Source organism: Pseudarthrobacter sp. rb (assembly GCF_056389225.1).
The window spans coordinates 114,118-137,759 of sequence record NZ_JBWJAR010000004.1; the positions used below are offsets into that span (position 1 = coordinate 114,118).

The 23,642-nt window shown below is 62.2% G+C and carries 29 protein-coding genes; 20 read left to right on the forward strand and 9 right to left on the reverse strand.

What is annotated here, in order from left to right; genetic code table 11:
* Nucleotides 1-35: 35 nt before the first annotated feature.
* Nucleotides 36-479 carry a 50S ribosomal protein L13 gene (gene rplM / locus ACWRN3_RS07265; RefSeq protein WP_015937805.1) on the reverse strand — a complete coding sequence of 148 codons (444 nt, stop codon included), beginning with the start codon at nt 477-479 and terminating at the stop codon, nt 36-38.
* A gap of 294 nt (nt 480-773) precedes the next feature.
* Here rplM and ACWRN3_RS07270 point away from each other — a divergent pair, with 294 nt between their 5' ends.
* The 19 genes from ACWRN3_RS07270 (at nt 774) to ACWRN3_RS07360 (ending at nt 16,702) form a co-directional block, all read left to right on the forward strand.
* Nucleotides 774-1,442: a prepilin peptidase gene (locus tag ACWRN3_RS07270; RefSeq protein WP_476740244.1), complete on the forward strand. Its 669-nt coding sequence runs from the start codon at nt 774-776 to the stop codon at nt 1,440-1,442.
* Between the two features lie 264 nt (nt 1,443-1,706).
* Entirely contained in the window at nt 1,707-1,925 is a 219-nt protein-coding gene (locus ACWRN3_RS07275; protein ID WP_476740245.1) for a Flp family type IVb pilin, read from the forward strand.
* Between the two features lie 128 nt (nt 1,926-2,053).
* The gene (locus ACWRN3_RS07280; RefSeq protein ID WP_476740246.1) at nt 2,054-2,404 is read left to right on the forward strand and encodes a TadE family protein; all 351 of its coding nucleotides are present in this window, start codon (nt 2,054-2,056) and stop codon (nt 2,402-2,404) included.
* On the forward strand, nt 2,392-3,393 hold the full coding sequence (locus ACWRN3_RS07285; RefSeq protein ID WP_476740247.1) for a pilus assembly protein TadG-related protein: 1,002 nt from the start codon (nt 2,392-2,394) through the stop codon (nt 3,391-3,393). The genes ACWRN3_RS07280 and ACWRN3_RS07285 overlap by 13 nt, the downstream gene beginning before the upstream one ends.
* Before the next feature lie 18 nt (nt 3,394-3,411).
* A complete protein-coding gene (cpaB, locus tag ACWRN3_RS07290; RefSeq protein WP_476740248.1) occupies nt 3,412-4,182 on the forward strand; it encodes a Flp pilus assembly protein CpaB in 771 nt (256 codons plus the stop codon).
* Nucleotides 4,179-5,378, forward strand: coding sequence for a CpaE/TadZ family protein (locus tag ACWRN3_RS07295; RefSeq protein WP_476740249.1), 1,200 nt, complete (start codon nt 4,179-4,181; stop codon nt 5,376-5,378). The genes cpaB (ACWRN3_RS07290) and ACWRN3_RS07295 overlap by 4 nt, the downstream gene beginning before the upstream one ends.
* Nucleotides 5,375-6,820, forward strand: a complete 1,446-nt coding sequence (locus tag ACWRN3_RS07300) for a TadA family conjugal transfer-associated ATPase (protein ID WP_442858397.1) — start codon at nt 5,375-5,377, stop codon at nt 6,818-6,820. Before ACWRN3_RS07295 ends, ACWRN3_RS07300 begins: the two co-directional genes overlap by 4 nt.
* A complete protein-coding gene (locus tag ACWRN3_RS07305) occupies nt 6,821-7,774 on the forward strand; it encodes a type II secretion system F family protein (RefSeq protein ID WP_476740250.1) in 954 nt (317 codons plus the stop codon).
* A gap of 9 nt (nt 7,775-7,783) precedes the next feature.
* Nucleotides 7,784-8,656, forward strand: coding sequence for a type II secretion system F family protein (locus tag ACWRN3_RS07310; RefSeq protein WP_476740251.1), 873 nt, complete (start codon nt 7,784-7,786; stop codon nt 8,654-8,656).
* 8 nt (nt 8,657-8,664) lie between these two features.
* Nucleotides 8,665-8,877 (forward strand): Flp family type IVb pilin, encoded by a 213-nt coding sequence (locus tag ACWRN3_RS07315; protein WP_224026646.1) that lies wholly within the window; start codon nt 8,665-8,667, stop codon nt 8,875-8,877.
* 264 nt (nt 8,878-9,141) lie between these two features.
* Nucleotides 9,142-9,345 (forward strand): Flp family type IVb pilin, encoded by a 204-nt coding sequence (locus ACWRN3_RS07320; protein WP_476740252.1) that lies wholly within the window; start codon nt 9,142-9,144, stop codon nt 9,343-9,345.
* A gap of 86 nt (nt 9,346-9,431) precedes the next feature.
* Nucleotides 9,432-9,803: a TadE/TadG family type IV pilus assembly protein gene (locus tag ACWRN3_RS07325; RefSeq protein ID WP_255172824.1), complete on the forward strand. Its 372-nt coding sequence runs from the start codon at nt 9,432-9,434 to the stop codon at nt 9,801-9,803.
* Nucleotides 9,791-10,840, forward strand: a complete 1,050-nt coding sequence (locus ACWRN3_RS07330; RefSeq protein WP_476740253.1) for a pilus assembly protein TadG-related protein — start codon at nt 9,791-9,793, stop codon at nt 10,838-10,840. Before ACWRN3_RS07325 ends, ACWRN3_RS07330 begins: the two co-directional genes overlap by 13 nt.
* A 23-nt stretch (nt 10,841-10,863) precedes the next feature.
* Nucleotides 10,864-11,613 (forward strand): Flp pilus assembly protein CpaB, encoded by a 750-nt coding sequence (cpaB, locus tag ACWRN3_RS07335; protein ID WP_476740254.1) that lies wholly within the window; start codon nt 10,864-10,866, stop codon nt 11,611-11,613.
* Nucleotides 11,610-12,806 (forward strand): CpaE/TadZ family protein, encoded by a 1,197-nt coding sequence (locus ACWRN3_RS07340; RefSeq protein WP_324642616.1) that lies wholly within the window; start codon nt 11,610-11,612, stop codon nt 12,804-12,806. The genes cpaB (ACWRN3_RS07335) and ACWRN3_RS07340 overlap by 4 nt, the downstream gene beginning before the upstream one ends.
* Nucleotides 12,806-14,290, forward strand: coding sequence for a CpaF family protein (locus ACWRN3_RS07345; protein ID WP_476740255.1), 1,485 nt, complete (start codon nt 12,806-12,808; stop codon nt 14,288-14,290). Before ACWRN3_RS07340 ends, ACWRN3_RS07345 begins: the two co-directional genes overlap by 1 nt.
* 10 nt (nt 14,291-14,300) lie before the next feature.
* Nucleotides 14,301-15,233, forward strand: coding sequence for a type II secretion system F family protein (locus ACWRN3_RS07350; protein ID WP_476740256.1), 933 nt, complete (start codon nt 14,301-14,303; stop codon nt 15,231-15,233).
* Nucleotides 15,234-15,240: 7 nt separating this feature from the next.
* Nucleotides 15,241-16,125 carry a type II secretion system F family protein gene (locus ACWRN3_RS07355; protein WP_324642619.1) on the forward strand — a complete coding sequence of 295 codons (885 nt, stop codon included), beginning with the start codon at nt 15,241-15,243 and terminating at the stop codon, nt 16,123-16,125.
* A 94-nt stretch (nt 16,126-16,219) separates the two neighbouring features.
* Nucleotides 16,220-16,702, forward strand: a complete 483-nt coding sequence (locus ACWRN3_RS07360) for an Hpt domain-containing protein (protein WP_476740257.1) — start codon at nt 16,220-16,222, stop codon at nt 16,700-16,702.
* Nucleotides 16,703-16,705: 3 nt separating this feature from the next.
* Here the strand turns inward: ACWRN3_RS07360 and ACWRN3_RS07365 are convergent, their stop codons facing one another.
* The gene (locus ACWRN3_RS07365; protein WP_255172832.1) at nt 16,706-17,482 is read right to left on the reverse strand and encodes a response regulator transcription factor; all 777 of its coding nucleotides are present in this window, start codon (nt 17,480-17,482) and stop codon (nt 16,706-16,708) included.
* A gap of 252 nt (nt 17,483-17,734) precedes the next feature.
* Between ACWRN3_RS07365 and ACWRN3_RS07370 the strand changes: the two genes are divergently transcribed.
* A complete protein-coding gene (locus ACWRN3_RS07370; protein WP_476740258.1) occupies nt 17,735-19,402 on the forward strand; it encodes a sensor histidine kinase in 1,668 nt (555 codons plus the stop codon).
* Between the two features lie 21 nt (nt 19,403-19,423).
* Here ACWRN3_RS07370 and ACWRN3_RS07375 read toward each other — a convergent pair whose 3' ends face one another.
* The 7 genes from ACWRN3_RS07375 to infA all read right to left on the reverse strand — a co-directional run bounded on the left by ACWRN3_RS07375 (nt 19,424) and on the right by infA (nt 23,550).
* Nucleotides 19,424-20,317, reverse strand: a complete 894-nt coding sequence (locus tag ACWRN3_RS07375) for a tRNA pseudouridine synthase A (RefSeq protein ID WP_476740259.1) — start codon at nt 20,315-20,317, stop codon at nt 19,424-19,426.
* Between the two features lie 32 nt (nt 20,318-20,349).
* Nucleotides 20,350-20,919, reverse strand: a complete 570-nt coding sequence (rplQ, locus tag ACWRN3_RS07380) for a 50S ribosomal protein L17 (RefSeq protein WP_255172835.1) — start codon at nt 20,917-20,919, stop codon at nt 20,350-20,352.
* A 68-nt stretch (nt 20,920-20,987) separates the two neighbouring features.
* Entirely contained in the window at nt 20,988-21,998 is a 1,011-nt protein-coding gene (locus tag ACWRN3_RS07385) for a DNA-directed RNA polymerase subunit alpha (RefSeq protein WP_013601812.1), read from the reverse strand.
* A 130-nt stretch (nt 21,999-22,128) separates the two neighbouring features.
* On the reverse strand, nt 22,129-22,530 hold the full coding sequence (rpsK, locus tag ACWRN3_RS07390) for a 30S ribosomal protein S11 (protein WP_009358720.1): 402 nt from the start codon (nt 22,528-22,530) through the stop codon (nt 22,129-22,131).
* A gap of 54 nt (nt 22,531-22,584) precedes the next feature.
* Nucleotides 22,585-22,959: a 30S ribosomal protein S13 gene (gene rpsM / locus ACWRN3_RS07395; RefSeq protein WP_003803743.1), complete on the reverse strand. Its 375-nt coding sequence runs from the start codon at nt 22,957-22,959 to the stop codon at nt 22,585-22,587.
* Nucleotides 22,960-23,143: 184 nt separating this feature from the next.
* The gene (rpmJ, locus tag ACWRN3_RS07400) at nt 23,144-23,257 is read right to left on the reverse strand and encodes a 50S ribosomal protein L36 (protein WP_009358722.1); all 114 of its coding nucleotides are present in this window, start codon (nt 23,255-23,257) and stop codon (nt 23,144-23,146) included.
* A 71-nt stretch (nt 23,258-23,328) separates the two neighbouring features.
* Nucleotides 23,329-23,550 carry a translation initiation factor IF-1 gene (gene infA / locus ACWRN3_RS07405; protein WP_009358723.1) on the reverse strand — a complete coding sequence of 74 codons (222 nt, stop codon included), beginning with the start codon at nt 23,548-23,550 and terminating at the stop codon, nt 23,329-23,331.
* Nucleotides 23,551-23,642: the final 92 nt, after the last annotated feature.

The following is a 23,642-nucleotide window of genomic DNA, read 5'->3' on the forward strand; positions in this document are numbered from 1 at the left end:
TCTCCTTGTATAGATAAGTTGTTTGGTGGCCAGGACTACTGGGCGACCTGGGTGATTTCGAACGTCTTGGGCTGCTGGGCGGCGTGGGGGTGCTCCGCACCCCGGTACACCTTCAGCTTGCCGAGCTGCTGGGCAGCGAGGGAGTTCTTGGGGAGCATGCCCTTGATGGCCTTCTCAACGGCGCGGACCGGGTTGGATTCCAGCAGTTCCGCGTAGTTGACAGAGGTCAGGCCGCCCGGGTAGCCGGAGTGGCGGTATGCGCGCTTTTGCTCCAGCTTGGCGCCGGTCAGGGCTACCTTTTCAGCGTTGATGATGATGACAAAGTCGCCCATGTCCATGTGGGATGCGAAAGTGGCCTTGTGCTTGCCGCGCAGCAGGATTGCGGTCTGGCTTGCAAGACGACCAAGGACAACGTCGGTGGCGTCAATGACGTGCCACTGGCGGTTGATATCGCCGGGCTTCGGGGTGTACGTACGCACGGTGTTTGCCTCGTTCTTGTTCTGGCGTTCTTGTTTAGGTGTCGCTAGCTCGCGCACCTACTGTCTGCGCGCTACCGGAACAGAGGTGAGGGCTCCATGTAACCAGTCATCCTGAAGTTCCGAATGTGCACGTTGAGTAGTTATCCTGCAACCGGATCCTCAAGCGGGCACGCACCATCGGAATAGGACACGCACAACGACTACCAAGATTAGCGCGTCAGGTGGTTCGGGGTCAAAATGGGGTAGCCGGAGGCCGCTGGGGCCACGCCGGCCCAATCAACGCAGGGGGATGCAGTGTTGTCAGCGGCGAACGGGGCTCCCACCAGCGCACTGCTAGTCGTTGGCGCCGGGATCCTGGGAGGCAGCCTCTCCCCCATCGCCGAACTCCTGATTGCGAAGCTTCTTCCGAGGTTCGGCGAGACGCCGGGACTGCAGGCAAGAATTACGACGGCGGCACTCACCGGCATCGCATGTGCGGCCTTTGCCGCGCATTTCGGCAACGCATTGAGCCTCCCAGCGTTCCTTTTACTTGCCGTACTGGGCGTTCAGCTGGCAAGGACCGATGTAGCGCTCCATTTGCTGCCGAATCCCCTCGTTTTGATACTGCTGGTCGGCGGTCTTTTATTACTTTTATTGCCAGGGCTATTTGGTAAGCAATCTGATGATCTGCTCCGCGCATCCCTGGGAGCGGTTATTTTGTTCGCCGCCTACCTGATTTTGGGACTCATTTCCCCCGGCGGCATCGGGATGGGCGACGTGAAGCTCGCCGCGCCTGTTGGCCTTTACCTGGGGTACCTAGGTTGGAGCCAGCTGCTCTACGGCGGGCTCATTGGCTTCGTCTTGAATGGCATCGTCACAGTGTTTGTGCTCGCTCGAAAAGGCCGGAATAAAGCCACCGAAGTACCCCACGGCCCCTCAATGCTCGGCGCTCTCGCGGCGGTCACGATCTTCATCGGCCAGTAAGGCGACAAGCCTCTACCGCATATCCTCCACGGCCCTAGCAAGTAGTCCGACGCCTACTTGAAAACACCGACTGAGTACTGCCCGCTTCATTCGAGTACGTGCTTTTAGCACGTCTCCAAAAAGTCGAGTACCACTACGCATTGTTGCCATCTACCCCGCAGTGACAATCTTTTCTTAGCGAAGTCCAGCCGCTAAGGATTTATGGGGGCAGCTGGAAATTCGTTGAAATCACTAAATCCAATTTCACCGAATTAAGGAAATACAATGACTTCTCTCATGGTCTCGATGATGGCTTTCGTCGCCGGCGTCAAGGATCGCTTCTCATCTGAAAAGGGCGCCACCGCGACCGAGTACTCGCTCCTCGTGGGCCTCATTGCATTGGTTATCGTCGTTGGAGTTGGTGCCTTCGGCACTGCGCTCAACGACTGGTTCACCACTCTGGGCGACTCCGTCAAGAACAACTTCAAGGCACCGACGGCCTAATTTCATCCATAAGGTGTGCCGCGCAACACAGCGCGGCACACCGTTTTCCTCTTAATGCTGCAACTGTCCAGGGGGACCACTTGAAACGCAGCCCGAAACAACGGAAAGACAGCGAAAGGGGTGCTGTCGTGGTCGAGTTCGCTTTGGTGGCACCGATCCTCATCGCACTAATTATCGCCATAGTGGAGTTTTCGAACGCCTTCAACATTCAAGTCTCGGTGACTCAGGCGTCACGTGAGGCAGCACGGACGATGGCAATTACCAATGACACCACAAAAGCAACAGCCGCAGGAAAGGCCGGTGCCCCGTCGATAAATACTGCTTTGTTGACCTTTGACTACTCCGCGGCATCGTGTGCCCCGGCCACCCCAACTCCCAATGCTTCAGTGACCGTCACCTACACCGGAACCTGGCTCACCGGTTTTTTTGGTCCTTCACTGGTGCTTAAAGGCAGAGGATCAATGCAATGCGGCGGCTGAGGTGGAAACGGGCCGACATCGGGCGAACTGAAGAACGGGGCGCCGCGGGCGTAGTTGTCGCGCTGATGATGCTCGTGTTGATTGGTGCCGGCGCCATGGCGGTAGATGTTGGCCAAATTTACGCCGAGCGAGCGCAATTGCAGAATGGCGCGGACGCAGGTGCACTCGCCGTAGCAAAGAGCTGCGAGATCCAACCTTGCACGCCGTCGCTTGCCGGCCCCTTGGCAAACGCCAACTCGAACGACGGTGCCAGTGACGCAACGGTCGATGTAAGTGTAAAGGGAAGAGTAACGGTGACCACTTCCACAAGGGATGGATCCGCAAGTTTTCTGGCCAAAATGTTCGCCAGCGCACTTAGTGCCGCACCAGTCACGGTCACCGCTGTATCTACGGCTGCATACGGGGGTCCCTCGGTCGGACCAGCCTCGCTACCACTAACCTTCGCGCCCTGCCAATTCGATTTCTCAGGCACAACGATCGCGATGTTCAGCAAGGGGAAAGACAAAAATTGCGTAGGTGACTCCTCTGCGTCCGGGCAGGTGATACCCGGCGGCTTTGAATGGATTGACACAATTGCGGGCAAGTGCGCTGCAACCGTATACCCTCCAAACCCCAAGAATTCGAACCCGGACCTGCCATACGTTACGACTGATACCGGCGCCAATTTGGATAGTGATTGCAACGGAAAAAAGGGTGACAATATGGCCGACTTCGTTGGGCACGAAGTTTTGATTCCGGTCTTCAGCGGTCTAGTTGGGAACGGTAGTGGGGGCATCTACTACATCGAGGGCTTCGCAGCCTTCCATCTGGACGGTTTCGTCTTTCCTGGCCATTGCGCCGGCACATTTTCACTTGTCGCTGATAAGTGCGGCGGCTCGCTAAACGGTATTCAAGGTCACTTCGTGAAATTTGTTGCTGACCCTTCGCTCTACACCGGCGGTGGATACACCGATGGTGGGACGACACTCCCGCCACAACTGATCAAGTAAGAACCTAAGGGGAAAGTAATGAAAGCACGCCTACTGGGAGGCATAGCCGCACTGGTTGTAGCAGTCATTGGCACTGTCCTTCTCTTTAATTACGTCCAGGGTGCGGACCGACGCGCATTGGCGAACACCGAAACAGAGGACGTACTGGTTGTAAAGCAGAGCGTCCCGGCCGGGACGCCGGCCAGCCAACTCGCGCAGTACGTCGCCACCAAAGCAGTGCCACGTAGCGCCGTCGCAGCCGACGGAGTTCACGATCTAAGTTCCCTGGGATCAACTGTTACTTCAGTGGCGCTGGTGCCCGGCGAACAACTCCTCAGTAGCCGCCTGGTTGATGCAAATGCCTACCTCGGGCCCTCCCGGGTTGCTGTTCCTGCCGGGCTTCAGGAGATCACGCTTCGCCTAGGTATAGAGAGGGTCGTGGGCGGCAAGATCCAGGCCGGCGACACAGTGGGTGTCTTCATCTCCATGGCCGACTCCGCGGGGGGCGGCAACGGAACCCAGCTCACCTTCCACAAGGTTCTCGTCACGGCAGTCCAGTTCAGCTCGGGAGCCGCGGCGCAAACGCAGGCCCAATCGACTCAAGGGAGCTCCTCGGGTGCCCTCAACGCCGCCAGCGAGAACAAGCCAGCAACAAGTGACTCCTACCTGATCACATTTGCCCGGGACGCCATTGACACCGAAAAGCTCGTCTATGCGGCTGAATTCGGGAAGGTCTACCTCTCGAAGGAGCCTGCTGACGCCACCGAGGGCACTGCTGGTGTCGTCAATCAGACAAAGGTATTCAAATGAGCCGCTTCATTTTGATCTCGCCCTCCAGCGATTACGAACGGAAAGTTCGGGCGTCTGTAGCGCCCCTCAGCGGCTCATTGCAGTATTTTCAAGCCGCCTATCTCCCCGATTCCCCCGACGATATCCTTCAGCAGCAAGCGGGCGAACCTCCTGAGGTGCTGATTCTTGGCCCTGGCCTTCCGCAGGACGAAGCTCTCAAATTCGCCGCGGTGATGGACCTGCAGTACCCGGAAGTCAGTATCGTCCTGGCAGCCGATGACGACGGCGAACTGGCCCTTAACGCGATGCGTTCCGGCATTCGTGACCTGATTCCCCCGTCAGCCGATATGGACCAGATCCGGGCACTGGTGGAACGGGCAAGCCTTGCCGCAGCTGGCCGCCGGCGCGGTCTGGCCCCCAACACTGCCGAGCGTCCCGCCGCTGAAGGAGGTCGGGTTATCGCGGTCATGTCTCCCAAGGGCGGGGTAGGCAAGACAACGGTTGCAAGCAACCTGGCGATCGGATTGGGACAGATTTCGCCGATGAGCGTGGTAATTGTCGACCTGGATCTCCAGTTCGGTGACATCGCGAGCGGCCTGATGCTCGAGCCTGAATTCACGATCACGGAAGCAGTGGTGGGTGCCGCGAGCCAGGACGCCATGGTGCTTAAGACATATCTGTCTCTGCACCCCAGCAACATTTACGTCCTGTGTGCGCCCCGCAATCCCATCGACATGGATCGGATATCCGGCGAAAATATCAGCCACCTGCTGCGCCAATTGCGGGCCGAATTCCAGTATGTGGTGGTCGATACTGCACCCGGCCTGGGCGAGCACGTGCTGGCAACACTGGAGCAGGCCACGGATGCTGTTTGGGTTTGCGGCATGGATGTTCCCAGCATTCGTGGATTGCGGACTGGATTCCAAATCCTTTCGGAACTGGATCTCCTTCCAGATAACAGGCACGTTGTCCTCAACATGGCCGATCGGCGGACAGGCCTTACGGTCCAGGACGTGGAGGCCACCATTGGCGCTCCGGTTGACGTCGTCTTACCTAAGTCCCGCGCCGTACCGTTCTCCACGAACAAAGGAGTCCCCCTTCTCCAGGACGGAAGCCGGGATGGAGCGGCGAAAGGGCTGCGTCGGCTGGTGGAGCGTTTCAAACCTAACTGGGAAGCACCACGCAAGAAGGTTCATAGAAGGGCGGTAGTGCAGTGAGTCTCTCAAACCGTTTTGCCAAGATGCGTGGCGAATCCGATCCCGGTGCTGTCGCAATGCCCCCATCTGCCGCCTCCACTCTGGGCGCTATCCAGCAGGCGCAGGCAGCAGAGCAAGCCCAAGCCCCGGTGACAGTGGAAGTTACCGGGGGGATTGCGAGCGAAGCGCTTACAGGCCTTAAGGAGCGTGCGAGCCAGGCACTGTACGAAAGGCTTGGCTCCCGGATCACTGACTCGTCCCTTGAGGAGGCGGAACTCCATCAGTTTGTGAAGGATGAGTTGAAGGCAGTCGTCGATGAAGAACAGGTCCCGTTGTCACAGGGTGAGCGACAGCGACTCACGCGGGAGATCATCGACGACGTTCTAGGGCACGGGCCGCTGCAGCGGTACCTTGATGACCCGTCAGTCACAGAAATTATGGTGAACAGGGCGGACCAGATTTATGTGGAGCGGAACGGCCACCTGTTCCTCACTGACACTAAGTTCAGCAATGAAGAGGCGCTGCGGAGGGTCATCGAACGGATCGTCACCCGGATTGGTCGGCGGATCGACGAATCCTCCCCGCTTGTGGATGCCCGCTTGGCTGATGGATCGCGCGTAAACGCCATCATTCCCCCGTTGGCTGTCAACGGCGCGTCTCTGACTATTCGAAAGTTCGGGCGGGAGGCGTTGACGGTACAAAAACTGATCAGCTTCGGAAGCCTGTCCCCGGAGATGGCCGAACTGCTCCAGGCCTGTGTCCTGGCCCGGATGAACATCATCGTCTCCGGCGGTACCGGCACGGGTAAAACGACAATGCTGAATGTCCTTTCGTCTTTTATCCCTGCCACGGACCGCATTGTGACCATTGAGGATGCGGTGGAACTGCAACTCCAGCAGGACCACGTGGTCAGGCTTGAAAGCCGGCCGGCAAACATTGAGGGCAAAGGTGAAGTGTCCATCCGTGACCTGGTCCGCAACTCCCTCCGCATGAGGCCGGACCGGATCGTGGTTGGTGAGGTCCGAGGGGGCGAATCTTTGGACATGCTGCAAGCGATGAACACCGGTCACGACGGTTCAATCTCGACCGTGCACGCTAACTCACCACGGGACGCGGTGGCCCGGCTGGAAACCCTCGTCCTGATGGCGGGTATGGACTTGCCCCTCCGGGCGATCCGGGAGCAAATCGCATCAGCGGTCAACCTGATCGTGCATATCTCCCGGCTTCGCGACGGTACTCGCCGAGTTACTCACATAACTGAAGTGCAGGGCATGGAAGGCGACATCGTCACGCTTCAAGATGCTTTCGTCTTCGACTACTCTGCGGGCATTGACGCGAACGGCCGATTCCTTGGGAAACCTGTACCCACTGGAGTCCGGCCCCGCTTCACTGACAGATTCGAGGAACTGGGAATCAAGATTTCACCTGCCGTTTTTGGCGCACAAGTGCCAAGGAGTCGATAGATGGAAATTCCAGAAGCCCCGGTCACAGTCTTGATCGCGGGAGTGCTGCTTATCTTCACCTCGATCATTGTCACCTTCGTCGTCGTACTGAAACCCCGGAACGCGATCCCGCTATCACGCCGGCGTCCGGATGTGCCCAGAAGTACTTCCAGGCTGACACTCCTCACCGAAACGGCAGTCGGTGCCATCAACAAGCGTATGAAGGGGAGAAACGACTTCCTGGTCAACCGCGACAAACTGGAACGGGCTGGACTGAAGACCCAGCCGGCCGACTTCCTGCTCATGATGGGCGCTGGCGCCCTGGCCGGCAGCGTATTCGGTTTTCTGCTTGGGGGGCTCTTCTTCGCAATCATTTTGTTCGCAGTTGTTCCCGCCGGAATGCTCGCCTATCTTTCGGTACTCACCTCAAGGCGCAAGAGCAAGTTCGACGAGCAACTGCCGGACACCTTGCAAATGCTGACAGGAAGCATGCGGGCCGGCCACTCCCTTCTACGGGCTATTGATGCGTCAGCACGGGAAAGCGATGCCCCTATGTCGGAAGAACTGAGCAGGATCGTCAACGAGACTCGGATCGGTCGTGATCTTGGGGAATCCATGGCGGAAGTGTCCACCCGTACCGGCAGTGAAGACTTTGGGTGGATCTCACAAGCCATCGAAATCCACCGCGAGGTAGGCGGAGACCTGGCGGAAGTGCTTGACCATGTCGGGGAAACTATCCGCGATCGCAACCAGATACGCCGACAGGTCAAGGCCCTAAGCGCCGAAGGAAAGATGTCGGCTGCCGTTCTCATGGGATTGCCAGTGGTCTTGTTCTTCGCGTTGATCCTGATCAACGGTCAATACGCAAAGACGTTTACGAGCACAGTCCCAGGGTTCCTGATGCTGGGCGCTGCAGCCGTAATGCTCACTGCCGGTGGCTTCTGGCTCAGCCGGCTGATCAAGCCAAAGTATTAGGAGAGCGACATGTCACCTATTGCACTCGGAGCCATACTTGCCATCATTCTGCCCGTGTCCTATCTGGTTTGGTCTGTAGCCGCTACGGACAGGGTTGCGATCCGGAACATACAGGCCAATCTGGGGCAGCGTGCCAGGAACGCTGCCCCACAAACCCTGTCACTGGAATTCAGCGCCTTCACCCGCAAAGTCACGCCGGTCCGCTATGTAACCTGGCTGGACAAACAGCTCGCTGCCCTGGGACGCCCCAAAGAGTGGCCCCTCGAACGCCTACTGGCCGTAAAACCGCTGCTGGCCCTCGGAGCCGGACTCCTCGGCCTGTTCTACTTCTTTGCCTCGCCGGAGCCGTCACGCTTCGCGATCCTCCTTGCCGCTATTGCGTTTGGCTACTTCACTCCGGACCTGCTGATACGCACTAATGCTGAGAAGCGGAGAGACAAAATCCGGCAGGAGCTGCCGAACACACTTGACCAGATGCTGATCTCCGTTCAAGCGGGCCTCGGATTTGAGGCTGCGATGGCCCGTACGGCTCAAAATGGGGACGGCCCCCTCGCGGACGAAATGACGCGCACCCTGCAGGACATGCAGGTGGGGCGTTCCAGGAAGGAAGCCTACCTGGCTATGTCGGATCGTGTTGATGTTCCCGACCTGCGCTCATTCCTACGTGCCATTGTGCAGGCGGATGCGTACGGAATCGCCATCGCAAAAGTGCTGAAGGTTCAAGCCCACGAAATGCGGATGAAGCGCCGCCAGCGGGCCGAAGAACACGCAATGAAGATCCCCGTGAAGATCCTCTTCCCGCTCATCTTCTTCATCTTCCCGACCCTCTTCATCATCCTTTTGGGGCCGGCAGTCATGAACATCATCGCTGCATTCTCCTAGGAGGAGATATGAAGAACCTGGTCACAACCTTGTCCTTGGCCCGAAGCATCACACAGCGGCTTAGGAGTGAAGAAGACGGGGCAACCGCAACTGAATATGCGATCACAGTAGGTTTCATTGCCATCGTGATTGTGGCTGGTGTGGGCCTATTTGGAATCTCGCTCAACGGCTACTTTGGCAACCTCACCGCCGGGATCAAGACGGCGCTGGGTATTCCCTAACAGAAGCGCCCAGCGCAGCGACCCAAGGCGCCCAAAGACCGGACCCCCTCGGCACCCAGAACCGAGGGGGTCCTTTTGTGTGTCCAGCCCTGACAGAAATCCATCAGCAGCACAGGACAAACCCAGCAAAAGCGCAGGAAAAGTACACGGCGTAAAGGCTTTGCCAAGGATGCTGCAAGTTCCGGTCAAGACCGCCCAAGCCGTTGCTACCTTCGATCCAGCGCTGGTGCAGGGCCAGCCAATCCGTCTCGCTCAGGAGTCAAAATGCTTTCTCTCTACACCAACCTCATGATCCGCCTGCGCAGCGAAAAGGGCGCAACTGCCGTTGAATACGGCATCATGGTCGCCCTCATCGCGGTCGTCATCATCGTCGCGGTCAGCACGCTCGGAGGCCAGCTCGGCACCCTCTTCAGCGGCGTCACCAAGGACATTGCACACCCCACCTCCACCGCCATCCCCTCCCCGTAACACCCCCGCCAGCCGTTCCGGACCCCATATCGAAACGGCGGCACTCTGCCCGGCGGAAACAAGCAAAACAAGAGGAGGTGCAGCAGGTGAAACGTGATTCGGAGCGCGGCGCGGCCGCCGTCGAATTCGCGATCCTGCTGCCCCTCCTCTTGATGCTTGTGCTGGGAACCATCGAATTTGGCCGGGCGTACAACGCCCAGATCACCCTGACCAACGCAGCCCGCGACGGGGTGCGCGTCATGGCGATCAACAACGATCCAGCCGCCGCCAAGACAGCAGCCCAGAACGCGGCGGCATCGGTCAGCACCATCCCCGTCTCAAACATCACGCTCAGCACCACCACGTGCAGCACAGGGAACCAGGTAACGCTGACCATCAACTACACGCTGTCCACCATCACCGGCATCGCCGGCCCGTTCCCGATGACAGGCAAAGGGGTAATGCTGTGCGGCGGCTAGGCAGGAACAAACGGACCGCACAGCACAGCGAGCGCGGCGCTATCAGCGTCATCGTCGCCATTCTGCTGGTGACCCTCCTTGGCTTCGTGGCCATCGCCGTCGACGTCGGCGTGATCTACTCGGAACGCGCCCAACTCCAAAACGGCGCGGACGCTTCCGCAATCGCAGTCGCCCAGAAGTGCGCGCGCAACCCAGCAGACGCCCTGTGTTCGACGACGTCCTCGCTCGCCGGCAGCCTGGCGAACCAAAACGCGCTGGACGGTATGAGCAACATCAACAACATCCAGTTGGACACAACGGCCAGGACAGTTTCGGTCACCACCGCATCCAAGCAAAAGGGAGCTCCGGACAATTCGGTCTCCCTCTTCTTTGCCGGAGTGCTGGGCATTCCCTCCAAAGAGGTTGGTGCAAAGGCGTCGGCTGTTTGGGGCAGCCCCAAAGCTGGCCGCACTGCATTTCCGCTTGCTTTTTCCATCTGCCAGGTCAAAGGATATGTCGACGGCGGGTTGCAGCTTCTCCAGGACCATGGCCAGAATGCCAATGCCTCCTGCAATTACGGCCCCTCAGGAGCGGCGGTATCCGGCGGCTACGGATGGCTGGTCCAGGACACCGGAAAGTGCGGCGGCACCATTGACCTGGCGGTGAGCGAGGGCGGCAGCGACCCGGGCAACAACGCGCCCGGCAACTGCGATGCCACGCTCAACGGCTGGGGGGCGGACATCGCAGCGGGCAAAAAGGTCATCGTGCTGCTCCCCGTCTTCAACAAGATCACCGGCACTGGATCGGGAGCGATCTACAGCCTGGTCTCCTTTGCAGCCTTCGACGTCACCGGCTGGAAGTTCAGCGGCGGCACAGGCCTGCCATATGAATTCCAAAGCACCAAGTCCACAACTACAGGGGTTACCACGGCTACCCAGTGCACCGGAAACTGCCGCGGCATAATCGGCAAGTTCGTCACCTACGTTTCCCTCGCCGACGGCTACACGCTGGGTCCCGTTGACCCCTATGGCGCCACCATCGTCCGTCCTACCCTCTAGCGCTACCCCCATCAGGAGAAAAAGTGAAGTCTCGCATGCTCGCAGGCACGGCCGCCGTAGCCCTGGCACTTGTGGGAGCCCTCCTCATAATCGTCTATGCAAACGGCGCCGATGCACGGGCGATGGCCAGCACAAACCCAAAAAAGGTGCTGGTCGTCCAAAAGGCCATACCCGCCGGAACTCCTGTGAATGATATGACGGCCTCGCTCGTCATTGAGGACGTTCCCGCCGCCGGTGTAGCTGCCACCGCGCTCACGTCACTCGATGGCAAGGGCGGAATGGTGGCCGCCGTGGACCTGGTCCCGGGCGAACAGCTCCTGGCGGAACGCCTCGTAGCCCCCAAGGACGCCAAGAGCAGCAGTGCCGCCAAGGTACCGGCAGGGCTGCAAGAAGTTACTTTCGAGCTGGAACCGAAGATGGTTGTCGGTGGCCGTCTTGAGGCAGGGGATCATGTTGCGATGGGATTCAGCTTCCCGGCCGGTGCGGACAAGAGCAAGCCAGCCGAGCCCACCACCCAGCTCGCCCTCCGCAAAGTCCTGGTTACGGCCGTCCAGCGGGCCGCGCAACCAACTGTCAAGCCCACCGACGGCACCAACCCGCAGGACACCACTCTTCCCCAGGGCTCCTTCATCGTGACCGTGGCAGTGAGTGACGTTGACGCTAGCAAAATCATCTTTACCACCATCAACGGAAGTCTCTGGCTCACCAAGGAACCCCTCGACGCACAGGACAACGGCGGCTTCATCGCCAGGAAGGACACGGTGTACAAATGAGCCGTTTCGTCCTCCTCTCCCCCAGCGCCGAGTTCGACCAGAAGCTGCGCGCCGCCGTCGCCCACGGTCTTCGCGGCACCGTGCAGACCATCGCGAGTGACATCCTCCCGGCGGGCCCTGCGGAGCTGTTCGCCCTCCTCAACCAGGAGCAGCCGGAAGTGCTGATCATCGGCCCGGACGTCCCCTACGAGGAGGCGCTGCGGTTCGCCAAGGTCTTCGACGTCCAGCTGCCCGGACTCAGCCTGGTCCTGGTCAGCGACGTGGACCCGGACTACCTCCTCTACGCCATGCGCGCCGGCATCCGCGACATCCTCAGCCCGCAGGCCGACGCCGCGGAAATCCGGGTACTGCTGGAACGCGCCTGCCAGTCCTTCGCCACCCGCCACCGCGGCCCGGAGACCCAGCAGGCAGAAGCAAACAGCAAGGGCCTGGTCATCGGCGTCTTCTCCCCCAAAGGCGGCGTCGGCAAGACCACCCTGGCCACCAACATCGCCATCGGCCTGGGCCAGATCGCGCCCATGAGTGTGGTCATCGTGGACCTGGACTTGCAGTTCGGCGACGTCGCCTCCGGCCTCTACCTCAACCCGCAGCACACGGTCACTGACGCCGTCACCCCCGCCGCGGCCCAGGACTCCCTGGTCCTCAAGGCCTTCCTGACGGTCCACCCGGCCGGCATCTACGCGCTGTGCGCCCCGCCCAACCCGGTGGACGCGGACCACATCACCCCGGAACAGGTCAGCCACCTGCTGGAGCAGTTGGCCCAGGAGTTCCAGTACGTGGTCATCGACTCCGCCCCGGGCATGCCGGAAATCGGCCTTGCCGCCATGGAACAGTGCACCGACGTGGTCTGGGTCAGCGCCATGGACATCCCCAGCCTGCGCGGCCTCCGCTCCGGCCTGGAAGTCCTCCGCCAGCTGGACATCATGCCTGAATCCCGCCACGTGGTCCTGAACATGGCCGACGCCAAATCCGGCCTGAACGTCCGGGACGTCGAGTCCACCATCGGCGCGCCCGTGGACGTCAGCGTCCCCCGCTCCCGCGCCGTGGCCCTGTCCACCAACCGCGGCATCCCCGTCCTGCAGGAATCCAAGAAGGACCCCGCCGTCAAGAGCCTCCGCCAGCTCGTGGAGCGCTTCAACCCGGCATGGCGCACGCAGGCCCAGCGGAAACTTCACCGAAGGGTGGTCATCTGATGAAACTCTCCGAACGCATCAACGCGGTCCAGTCGCGCAACCAGGCGGCCGGGACCGCGCTGCTGGAGCCGCCCCGCCCGGCCCCCGTGCCCTCGCCGTCCCCCGCGGAAAGCACTGAGCGGCACCAGCCGGCGCACGCCGCCGTCGTGCATTCAACGCACGACGCCGGCACACCCTTGGTGCCCACGGCACCCAGGGTGGACGTCTTCGCAGCCATGAAGGACAGGGCGGCCACTGCGCTTTTCGAGCAGATGGGAACGCGGTTCAACGATGGCGCCGTCACCGAGCAGGAACTGCGGAGCACGGCCAAGAAGGAACTCACCCGCATCGTGGACGCCGAGCAGGTGCCGCTGACGCCGGAAGAACGCACCCGCTTGGTCCAGGACGTTGCCGATGACGTCCTCGGTTACGGGCCCCTCCAGCGCCTCCTCGACGATCCCGCCGTCACCGAAATCATGGTCAACCGCATGGACCAGATCTATGTGGAGCGCAAGGGAAAGCTCACGCTTAGCGAATCCCGGTTCAGCTCCGAGGAGCACCTGCGCAAGGTCATCGAACGCATCGTGTCCAAAGTGGGCCGCCGCATCGACGAATCCTCCCCCTTGGTGGATGCCCGCCTGGAGGACGGCTCGCGCGTGAACGCAGTCATCCCGCCACTGGCCGTCGGGGGTTCCTCGCTGACCATCCGAAAGTTCAGCAAGACCCCGCTGACGGTCCGCAACCTCATCGACTTCGGCACGCTGACGCCGGAAATGGCCGAGCTGCTGAACGCGTGCGTCAAAGCCAAACTGAACATCATCGTCTCCGGCGGCACGGGCACGGGCAAGACCACGCTCCTTAACGTCCTGTCCTCCTTCCTGCCACATGACGAACGGATCGTCACCATCGAGGACGCCGTGGAACTGCAGATCCAGCAGGACCACGTGGTGCGGCTGGAAAGCCGGCCGCCCAACACCGAGGGCAAGGGCGAAGTCACCATCCGCGAGCTCCTCCGCAACTCCCTCCGCATGCGCCCTGACCGGATCGTGGTGGGTGAGGTCCGTGGCGGTGAATCGCTGGACATGCTCCAGGCCATGAACACCGGCCACGACGGCTCCCTCTCCACCGTGCACTCCAACTCGCCCCGTGACGCCGTGGCCCGCCTGGAAACCCTGGTGCTCATGGCCGGGATGGACCTGCCGCTGCGCGCCATCCGGGAACAGATTGCCTCCGCCGTGAACCTCATCGTCCAGATCTCCCGCCTCCGCGACGGCTCACGCCGCATCACCCACGTCACGGAGGTCCAGGGCATGGAAGGCGACATCGTCACCCTCCAGGACGCCTTCGTGTTCGACTACTCGGCAGGCGTGGACGCACAGGGCCGCTTCCTCGGCAGGCCGGTGGCCACCGGCATCCGGCCCCGCTTTATCGACCGGTTCGAAGACCTCGGCATCCATGTGTCCCCCGCGGTGTTCGCCACCCCGCTGGGTCCGGGCGTGAAGTAGGGACGCACCCATGATCATCGCCATCGGAAGCGTCATCCTCCTCGCAGCCATCTGCCTGCTGGGCGTGGCCGTGCTCCTGCCCAGCGCCCCCTCGGTGCCGCTGGACCGCCGTCGCCCGTTTGAACCCGAGCCGCCCTCCTCGCTGACCCGCCTGGCACTTTCCGGCGTCAGGTCATTCGAACGCCTCCTCGCCGGCCGGAACGTCAAGCTGTTCTGCCGCGCGGAACTGGAAAACGCGGGCCTGAGGCTCAGCCAGGCCGAGTTCTTCCTGCTGGTGGGGATCGGCGCCTCCGTCGGCATGCTGGTGGGCCTGGTGACCGTGGGCCCCTTCATGGGACTGCTGCTCGCTCTGCTGGCACCGTTCGTGGGCAAACTGGCCCTCGGCTTCCTGGCCGGCAAGCGGCGCACCGCCTTCGACGGCCAGCTGGGCGACACGCTGCAGCTGCTCTCCGGCGGCCTGCGCGCGGGCCACAGCATCCTGCGCGCCATCGACGCCGCCGCGAACGAGTCGCAGAAGCCAACGTCCGAGGAGATGCGGCGGGTGATCACCGAGACCAGCCTCGGCCGCGACCTGCTCGCCGCCCTCAACGACACCGCCGACAGGATGAAGAACGAGGACTTCGTCTGGATCTCACAGGCCATCCAGATCAACCGCGAGGTGGGCGGCAACCTGGCCGAGGTGCTGGACCAGGTCAACGAGACCATCCGCGAGCGCGCGGAGATCAAGGGCCACATCAAGGCCCTGGCAGCGGAGGGCAAGTTCTCCGCCTACATCCTGATCGCCATGCCGTTTGGCATCGTGGCCATGTTGCTGGCAGTGAGCCCCAGCTATATGAATTCGATGTTCACCCATCCGCTGGGCTGGGTGATGATCGGTGCTTCCTTTGTCCTGATGACCATCGGTGCGCTGTGGATGCGCAAGATCATCGACCTGAAGTTCTGAGGACCCCATGAACCTCATCGTCCTGCTCTCCGTCCTGCTGGTCTGCCTCCCCCTGGGGGCCGTGGCCTGGTCCGTCCTCACCGTGGACAAGCAGGGCCGCGTCGCGGTCACCGATCTGCTCTCCCGTGGCGCCCCGCCTGTCGCAGCTGCACCCACCGGAGCGCCCGCACGGCTTGAAGCCCTGGGCCGGCGCCTCACTCCCCCGGCCTACGTCGCGTTCCTGGACCGCCTCTTGTCCCTCGCCGGCCGGCCCGCCTCCATGCCGCTGGGAAAGGTGCTGGGATCCAAACTCGCCCTCGGCCTGGCCGGCGTGGCCATGGGCGGCTACCTCGCGGGGATCGGAAGCAGCCCGCTGATGAAGCTCGCCGGGATCTTCGTCCTGTTCCTGGGCTACTTCATCCCGGACCTGCTCCTCTACAGCAAGGGGCAGGAGCGGCAGAAGGCGATGCAGCTTGAACTGGCCAACACGCTGGACCAGATGTTGATCTCCGTGGAGGCCGGGCTTGGCTTCGAAGGCGCCATGGCCCGGGCCGGTGAGAACGGCAAGGGCCCGCTGGCCGAGGAACTGGTCCGCACCCTGCAGGACATGCAGGTGGGACGCAGCCGACGCGAGTCCTACATCGCGCTGGCGGAACGGACCAGCATCCCTGAACTGCGCAGCTTCGTGCAGGCAGTGGTCCAGGCCGACACGTACGGCATCGCCATCAGCCGGGTCCTTCGCGTCCAGGCCAAGGTTATGCGGGTAAAGCGCCGCCAGCGGGCCGAGGAAAAGGCCATGAAGCTGCCGGTCATGATCCTTTTCCCACTGTTGTTCTTCATCTTCCCGGTCCTCTTCATTGCCATCCTGGGACCGGCCGTGATCAACACCGTGATGACGTTCAGCGCACAATAAACGATACGCAGGGCGACGGCAAGGTTGCCTCAAGGTTTACACAGAATGATAAGAAATTGGACGCCGAAGGATTTCCAGGAAGTAGCCTTGAACAATGCAGAGTCAGGATCCCGGTTCCAGCGGAAAGAGCCCCGCTGCGGACTCCCCGCCGGCCGGGGTCTCGTTGCCTGCAGCTCCCGGCCCGGCCGCAGGTGCGTTCCCTTCACTGGAAGCGGCTGCGCTCTTGCCGCTCGTTGATGCAGCGGTGCTGGAGGAGCTTGAGGACGAACTGGCCGGATCAGGGCTGGCCCAACGCTTTGCCCGTGACTACGCCGCCATGTGGGACCTGCGCCTGGCCCGGCTGGGAACAGCCGTCGAGAGCCAGGACGAGGCCTCTGCACTGGATGCCGTCATCAGCCTGAAGATCAGCTCCGCCATGGTGGGCGGACTCCGGTTGGCCAGGCTCGCGGAACTCCTCGAAGGCCTGATCCGGAAGGGTGACTTTGTCCAAGGCCAGGCCATGATGGCCGGCGTGGCCCAGGACGGGGCACGGACGGTGTCCGAGCTGCAGTCGACCTATATCCTGGGAAAGGGCTGACCCTTAGGCGTCATCGGGGCGGCGGGGAGCCAACCGGTACCCCACCCCGCGGACCGTCTGCAGCCAGCGCGGTGACAGCTGGTCCTCCTTGAGCTTGCGCCGCAGGTTTCCCACGTGGACCTCCACCGCCCGTTCGTCAGCCTCGCTGATGTACGTGTCCCGGTCATAGAAATCGCCCCGCACCGCCCTCACCAGGTCAGCCCTGGTGCACACGGCCCCGCCGCCCTTCAGCAGCACATGCAGCAGGTCGAATTCACTGCGGGTCAGTCCCAGGGGCTCACCCTTGACTTCCACGGTGCGTGTCCGGTGGTTCAGCAGGAGGCCGTTGTGCCGCAATACGCTGGAGTCACCGTGCATGGCAGGAACGGGTGCCTGTCCCAAGCTGGCCGGCGCCTCCCCGGTTATCTCATGCCGGGGCCTGCGCATCATTGCCGCCACCCGCGCCCGGAGTTCCCTTGGCCTGAAGGGCTTGGCGATGTAGTCGTCCGCGCCTGTGTTCAGTGCCGAGAGCAGGTCCGGTTCCTCCGTCCGTCCCGTCAGCATCACCACATAGGCATTACTGAAATTCCGGATTCGCCGTAAAACCTCGAAACCGTCAATATCCGGCAGGCCGATATCCAGCGTTACAACGTTAGCCTGCTTGCTGCGGACCACCTCAACCCCGGCCCGCCCATCTACAGCTGTATGAACTTCGAAGCCCGCCTGGGTCAGTACGCCTTCAAGGAGGTTGCGTACATCCGCATCATCTTCGATTACTACAGCTACACCAAGATCGTCCATTGCTATCCCTGCGCCAGGCGGAGATGGCCCCCCATTGGCCCAGCGCCAATGCCATTCCCGCTCCAACCATTTATACGCTACTAGTAAGCCCTGCTGATCACACCCGTATTCGTCGCAAAAATTGAAAAGTCAATTATTATGACAAGACATGTGCACTATGGATGGGAAAGGGTAAGTACCGGGGTAAGGAAAGCAATTCAAAGACCCGGGCGGGGCCTGAAATCCAGTTGCGAAAGGGTACGAGTCAGAAACATGGCTGAGCCATTGTTCCACCGGGGGCCCGGCCGGATCTTCCGCCGGCTGGGGCCCCGCGCCCAGGTGGCGTTGTGCCAGCTCCCCCTGACCCTCGTAGTGCTGGTCCTTGCGGGGATCACCCCGTTCGCGTGGCCCTCCCTCCTGCACAGTCCGTTATACGGCGCAGGCCTGGCCCTCCACGGCATCCTGTTCCTTGCCTGCTTCCTGTTGCCCTGGGAGCGGTTGCCGCACAGGCCGTACCTGCTGATCCCGGTGCTGGACTTTGTGGCGATCGCCTTCCTGCGCAATGGCGCGGCACCCCTCCTGCCGGGCCTGGCCGTCCTGGTGGTCTTTCCGGTCATCTGGCTCTCCGCGTCCGGAATGCTGGCACGGAGCAGCCTGGTGCTCAGCTTCCTGGGACCGTTCTTCATCATGGCCCCCTCAGCCGTAGGCCACCTGCCCTCCGTCAACGCATCGGATCTCACCACGGTGGTCCTCTTCCCCGTGATGATGCTTGCTGTTTCGCTGGCCATCCGCTTCGCGAGCGTCAACCTGCGGCTGCAGCAGCGTGAACTGGCGGAGAAGGACCGCGAACTCCGGGACCTGCTGGCGGCAAGCCGGGAACGGGAAAAGCTGCTCGAAACCGTCCTGGACGCCACCGACGTCGGTATTGCCGCCGTCGACCGTTCCGGCCACTTCCTGGTGTCCAACAGCCGCCAGCGCAACTTCCGCCGCGCCACAGGCGCTGACGAGGCCGTCCCCGGCCAGGGGCACCAGCTCATCTTCGGCCAGGACCGTCGCACCCTGCTTCCACAGGACCGCAGGCCCATCAACCGGGCCATGGCCGGGGAATCCTTCGCCGACTACCTGGTCTGGGCCGGTGAAGGGCCGGAGCAGCACGCCGTCTCCACGGCAGCACGTCCCCTTGTCAGCGAGGATGGCCGGCTCACCGGGGCGGTGGTGGTCTACACCGACGTGACCGGCTGGGTGGAGTCCGTGGCCGCGAACCAGGAACTGATCTCCAACGTCTCGCACGAGTTCAAGAACCCGCTGAACTCGATCATTGGCAACGTGGACCTGGTCCTGGATGAGGCGGACCTGCTGCCGCCGCCCCTGGCACAGCGGCTCCTGGTGGTCCAGCGGAACGCGGAGCGGCTGATGGATCTGGTGGCCGACCTGACGGCCTCCGCCACCACCACTTTGAATGTCCACCCCAAACGGACCGACCTGGCCAGCCTGGTGGAGACCAGCCTGAGTTCGGCTCTCGCCTCGGCACAGCGGTCCCACGTGGAGATCGCCGCCGATGTCCCCTCGCCCCTCTGGGCCTACGCCGACCCGCTCAGGATCGGGCAGGTCCTGGACAACCTGGTGTCCAACGCCATCAAGTACTCCCCCGGCGGCGGCAGGATCAGCATCAGCGCCACCGCGGACAGGCAGTGGGTGCGGCTGAGCGTCACGGACACCGGGATGGGCATGTCGCACGAAGATGCGGCAAAGGTTTTCAACCGCTTCTTCCGGACGGAAGCCGCCCAACAGGCGGCCATCCCCGGGGCGGGGCTGGGCCTCTCCATCACGCGGATGATCGTGGAGCGGCACGGCGGCAGCATCATGTGCGAGAGCGGCAAGGGCCAGGGCAGCACTTTTACGGTGACGCTCCCCGCGGAGGGCCCGCCTCCGGCGTTCTAGGAGATCAGGGTGCGGCCGGAGTCAGTGCTCGCGGACGGCCCTGGTTTGTTCGGCGCGGGTCAGCAGCTCGCTGTCGGAAGGGTATGCCACTTCCTCCAGCACCAGGGGATGCGGGGCTGCAAGGACAGACTTGGCATCCCGCTTCTGCAGCAGCAGCCGTTCGTACAGCCAGCCGGGTTCCTCCACGCCCTCCCCCACATACAGGGCGGATCCGATCAGCGCGCGCACCATGTTGTGGCAGAACGCGTCGGCCTGGACGGTTGCCACGATGACGCCGTCCTCGCCGCGCCGGAACTCAAAGCGCTGCAGCTCCCGGATGGTGGTGGCCCCTTCGCGCGGCTTGCAGAAGGACAGGAAGTTCTGCAGGCCCAGCAGCCGGGAGGCGCCGTCGTTGAGCAGGTCCACGTCCAGCGGGTTCTTGTGCCACAGGGTGAAGTACCGCTCCAGCGGATCCCAGAGGGCGGGCCCGTCCGCGATCCGGTAGCTGTACCGCCGCCACAGCGCCGAGAAGCGGGCGTCAAAGCCGGCGGGTGCCGGCGAGATGTCGTGGACTTCCACCGCCCCGTGCAGGTCGCCGAGGGCGCGGTTCAGGGCGCCGCGGAGGCGGCGCAACATGGCGACGGCGGGATCGAGTTCGTGCCCGCGCGGCAGCCCCAGCCACTCGGCTTCGGTGAGGTCCAGGTGGACCACCTGGCCGCGGGCGTGCACGCCGGCGTCGGTGCGCCCCGCGACGGTGACCCGTACCTGGCGCCGGACCAGGAGCTCGATCGCTTCCTCCAGGACGCCCTGGACGGTCCGCAGCCCCGGCTGCAGCGCCCACCCGCTGAACGGGCCGCCGTCGTACGAAAGATCAAGCCGGATACGCAAAAACCCGCCGCCCCCTGGAACGGGGGCCGCGGGTTTTTGGTGGTTCACAGACCTAAGTCTATGCGAAGAGAATCAGCGAATTACTTCGCGTCCTTCTCCTCGGCAGCCGGAGCTTCAGCAGCCTCGGCGGCCGGAGCCTCTTCGGTTGCAGCTTCTTCAGCGGCGGGTGCCTCTTCGGTTGCAGCAGCTTCCTCAGCGGCCGGAGCCTCTTCAGCGGGAGCTTCCTCGGCAGCCGGAGCAGCCTTGGCCGCAGCCTGGGTAGCCTCGGCTACGACGGCCTGCTTGGCGGAAACCGGCTCGAGGACCAGTTCGATGACAGCCATGGGAGCGTTGTCGCCCTTGCGGTTGCCGATCTTGGTGATGCGGGTGTAGCCGCCGTCGCGGTTCTCCACAGCCTGCGCAATGTCGGTGAACAGCTCGTGGACGACGCCCTTGTTGCTGATCAGGCCGAGGACGCGGCGGCGGGAAGCCAGGTCGCCACGCTTGGCGAAGGTCACCAGGCGCTCTGCGTACGGCTTCAGGCGCTTGGCCTTGGTGACCGTGGTGGTGATCCGCTTGTGCTCGAACAGGGATGAGGCCAGGTTCGCGAGCATCAGACGCTCGTGAGCCGGGCCGCCGCCGAGGCGCGGACCCTTAGTGGGGGTAGGCATAATTGTTTCTCCTCATGTGGAAGCCGTGGGCGGCACACCATGGTGCTGCCCGCCGGCCAAGGTCTGGTTTAGAGTTCGTCGTCGCCGAAGGCGGCGTCGTCCTCTTCGATTGCTGCGGCGCGTGCTGCGAGGTCAAAACCGGGAGGCGAGTCTTTGAGGGACAGGCCCAGTTCAACCAGCTTTGCCTTGACCTCGTCAATGGACTTGGCACCGAAGTTGCGGATGTCCATCAGGTCAGCCTCGGAGCGGGCAACGAGTTCACCCACGGTGTGGATGCCCTCACGCTTGAGGCAGTTGTAGGAACGGACGGTGAGGTCCAGATCCTCGATCGGAAGTGCCATGTCGGCTGCCAGGGCAGCGTCGGTGGGCGACGGGCCGATCTCGATACCTTCAGCTGCGGTGTTCAGCTCACGGGCCAGACCGAACAGTTCCACCAGGGTGGTGCCTGCGGAAGCAACGGCGTCGCGCGGGGCGATGGCCTGCTTGGTCTCGACGTCGACAATCAGCTTGTCGAAGTCGGTGCGCTGCTCAACACGGGTTGCTTCCACGCGGAAAGTAACCTTCAGCACCGGCGAGTAGATGGAGTCAACCGGGATACGGCCGATCTCTGCATCGCCGGACTTGTTCTGAGCTGCCGAAACGTAGCCGCGGCCGCGCTCGATGGTCAGTTCGAGTTCGAACTTGCCCTTCGAGTTCAGCGTGGCAATGTGCAGATCCGGGTTGTGGAATTCGACGCCGGCCGGCGGAGCGATGTCCGCGGCGGTGACGACTCCGGGGCCCTGCTTGCGCAGGTAAGCCACGACGGGCTCGTCGTGCTCGGAGGAAACCGACAGGCTCTTGATGTTAAGGATGATCTCGGTGACATCTTCCTTGACACCCGGAACCGTGGTGAACTCGTGCAGCACACCATCGATCCGGATGCTGGTTACGGCAGCACCGGGGATGGAGGAGAGCAGGGTACGGCGGAGGGAGTTTCCGAGGGTGTAGCCGAAGCCCGGTTCCAGCGGTTCAATGATGAAACGCGAACGGTTTTCGGAGACTACCTCTTCGGAGAGGGTGGGGCGCTGTGCAATGAGCACTTAGGTTTCCTTTCGGCGAGCATCCGCTATATGACGCAACACAGGTGGTGGAAATTCGGTCTGAAGACTTAACGCGCTGGGCTTGCCCGGACCATCGCTGGTCCGGGCAAGCTCCTGCTGCGGAAAAGAATTAGACGCGGCGGCGCTTCGGCGGGCGGCAGCCGTTGTGCGCTGCGGGGGTGACGTCCTGGATGGAGCCAACCTCGAGGCCTGCAGCCTGCAGCGAACGGATGGCGGTTTCGCGTCCGGAACCCGGTCCCTTGACGAAAACGTCTACCTTGCGCATGCCGTGCTCCTGCGCACGCTTGGCAGCGGCTTCGGCAGCCATCTGCGCAGCGAACGGGGTGGACTTGCGCGAGCCCTTGAAGCCAACCTCACCGGAGGAAGCCCAGGAAATAACAGCGCCGGTCGGATCCGTGATGGAAACGATGGTGTTGTTAAAGGTGCTCTTGATGTGCGCCTGGCCAAGCGCGATATTCTTCTTGTCCTTCTTACGCGGCTTGCGAACCGCGCCACGAGTCTTCGGGGGCATTTTTTCTCCTACAGAAAGTTATTGGGGAAAGTCCGTAAATCCCGAGCGGGGATATTAACGGGCCTTCTTCTTGCCGGCGACGGTACGCTTCGGGCCCTTGCGGGTACGTGCGTTGGTCTTCGTACGCTGACCGCGTACGGGCAGGCCCTTGCGGTGGCGCAGGCCTTCGTAGCTGCCGATTTCAACCTTGCGGCGGATATCTGCTGCTACTTCGCGGCGAAGGTCACCCTCAACCTTGTAGTTGCCTTCAATGTAGTCACGCAGCTCAACCAGCTGGGCGTCAGTCAGGTCCTTGACGCGGACGTCAGCGCTGATGCCAGTGGCGGCCAGGGTTTCGTGTGCACGGGTCTTGCCCACGCCGTAGATGTAAGTAAGCGCAATTTCCAGCCGCTTTTCGCGGGGAATGTCTACGCCAGCGAGACGAGCCATAGTGGCAGTACTCCTTGATAAACCGGAGGTCGTAGGCAGTACACCCGCACGTTCCGTGCGGCCCCAGCCTCCGACCGGGGGTTAGCTGTCCGGACTCTTTCGAGCTCAATGTTCCAGATCAGCTTGTGCTGCCTTTATTTACTTGCGTGGGTTAGCAACCCAGGATTTCCTTCAGGGAAGGAAATTAGCCCTGGCGCTGCTTGTGGCGCGGGTTCTCGCAGATCACCATGACCCGGCCATTACGGCGGATCACTTTGCACTTTTCGCAGATCTGCTTGACGCTCGGCTTGACCTTCATGGCGTTCCTTTGCGTGTAGCAGTTTGGTCAACTGGAGCAGCAGTCAGCTTGCACTGCCGCCGCCCAGCAATTTACTTGTAGCGGTAGACGATACGACCACGGGTGAGGTCGTACGGGCTCAGCTCCACCACTACACGGTCCTCAGGGAGGATTCGGATGTAGTGCTGACGCATCTTTCCAGAGATGTGTGCCAGAACGATGTGCTTGTTGGTGAGCTCAACGCGAAACATCGCGTTAGGCAGCGCCTCGGTCACAACGCCTTCGATCTCAATGACCCCGTCCTTCTTGGCCATACCCTCCGCTAACTGTTGTTGCCGCAGCCCCGCCGGATAGCACCGGGCATGACCACGAACGTTTTTGTTGGATCGATTGCCGTCTCCAGGCC

Bases quoted from the DNA above. Each gene is read 5' to 3' on its own strand.
- ACWRN3_RS07275 (WP_476740245.1), top strand. From the start codon at position 1,707: ATGACTTCTCTCATGGTCTCGATGATGGCTTTCGTCGCCGGCGTCAAG.
- ACWRN3_RS07285 (WP_476740247.1), top strand. From the start codon at position 2,392: ATGCGGCGGCTGAGGTGGAAACGGGCCGACATCGGGCGAACTGAAGAA.
- cpaB (WP_476740248.1), top strand. From the start codon at position 3,412: ATGAAAGCACGCCTACTGGGAGGCATAGCCGCACTGGTTGTAGCAGTC.
- ACWRN3_RS07295 (WP_476740249.1), top strand. From the start codon at position 4,179: ATGAGCCGCTTCATTTTGATCTCGCCCTCCAGCGATTACGAACGGAAA.
- ACWRN3_RS07305 (WP_476740250.1), top strand. From the start codon at position 6,821: ATGGAAATTCCAGAAGCCCCGGTCACAGTCTTGATCGCGGGAGTGCTG.
- ACWRN3_RS07310 (WP_476740251.1), top strand. From the start codon at position 7,784: ATGTCACCTATTGCACTCGGAGCCATACTTGCCATCATTCTGCCCGTG.
- ACWRN3_RS07315 (WP_224026646.1), top strand. From the start codon at position 8,665: ATGAAGAACCTGGTCACAACCTTGTCCTTGGCCCGAAGCATCACACAG.
- ACWRN3_RS07320 (WP_476740252.1), top strand. From the start codon at position 9,142: ATGCTTTCTCTCTACACCAACCTCATGATCCGCCTGCGCAGCGAAAAG.
- ACWRN3_RS07340 (WP_324642616.1), top strand. From the start codon at position 11,610: ATGAGCCGTTTCGTCCTCCTCTCCCCCAGCGCCGAGTTCGACCAGAAG.
- ACWRN3_RS07345 (WP_476740255.1), top strand. From the start codon at position 12,806: ATGAAACTCTCCGAACGCATCAACGCGGTCCAGTCGCGCAACCAGGCG.
- ACWRN3_RS07350 (WP_476740256.1), top strand. From the start codon at position 14,301: ATGATCATCGCCATCGGAAGCGTCATCCTCCTCGCAGCCATCTGCCTG.
- ACWRN3_RS07355 (WP_324642619.1), top strand. From the start codon at position 15,241: ATGAACCTCATCGTCCTGCTCTCCGTCCTGCTGGTCTGCCTCCCCCTG.
- ACWRN3_RS07360 (WP_476740257.1), top strand. From the start codon at position 16,220: ATGCAGAGTCAGGATCCCGGTTCCAGCGGAAAGAGCCCCGCTGCGGAC.
- ACWRN3_RS07365 (WP_255172832.1), bottom strand. From the start codon at position 17,482: ATGGACGATCTTGGTGTAGCTGTAGTAATCGAAGATGATGCGGATGTA.
- ACWRN3_RS07370 (WP_476740258.1), top strand. From the start codon at position 17,735: ATGGCTGAGCCATTGTTCCACCGGGGGCCCGGCCGGATCTTCCGCCGG.
- rplQ (WP_255172835.1), bottom strand. From the start codon at position 20,919: ATGCCTACCCCCACTAAGGGTCCGCGCCTCGGCGGCGGCCCGGCTCAC.
- rpsK (WP_009358720.1), bottom strand. From the start codon at position 22,530: ATGCCCCCGAAGACTCGTGGCGCGGTTCGCAAGCCGCGTAAGAAGGAC.
- rpsM (WP_003803743.1), bottom strand. From the start codon at position 22,959: ATGGCTCGTCTCGCTGGCGTAGACATTCCCCGCGAAAAGCGGCTGGAA.
- rpmJ (WP_009358722.1), bottom strand. From the start codon at position 23,257: ATGAAGGTCAAGCCGAGCGTCAAGCAGATCTGCGAAAAGTGCAAAGTG.
- infA (WP_009358723.1), bottom strand. From the start codon at position 23,550: ATGGCCAAGAAGGACGGGGTCATTGAGATCGAAGGCGTTGTGACCGAG.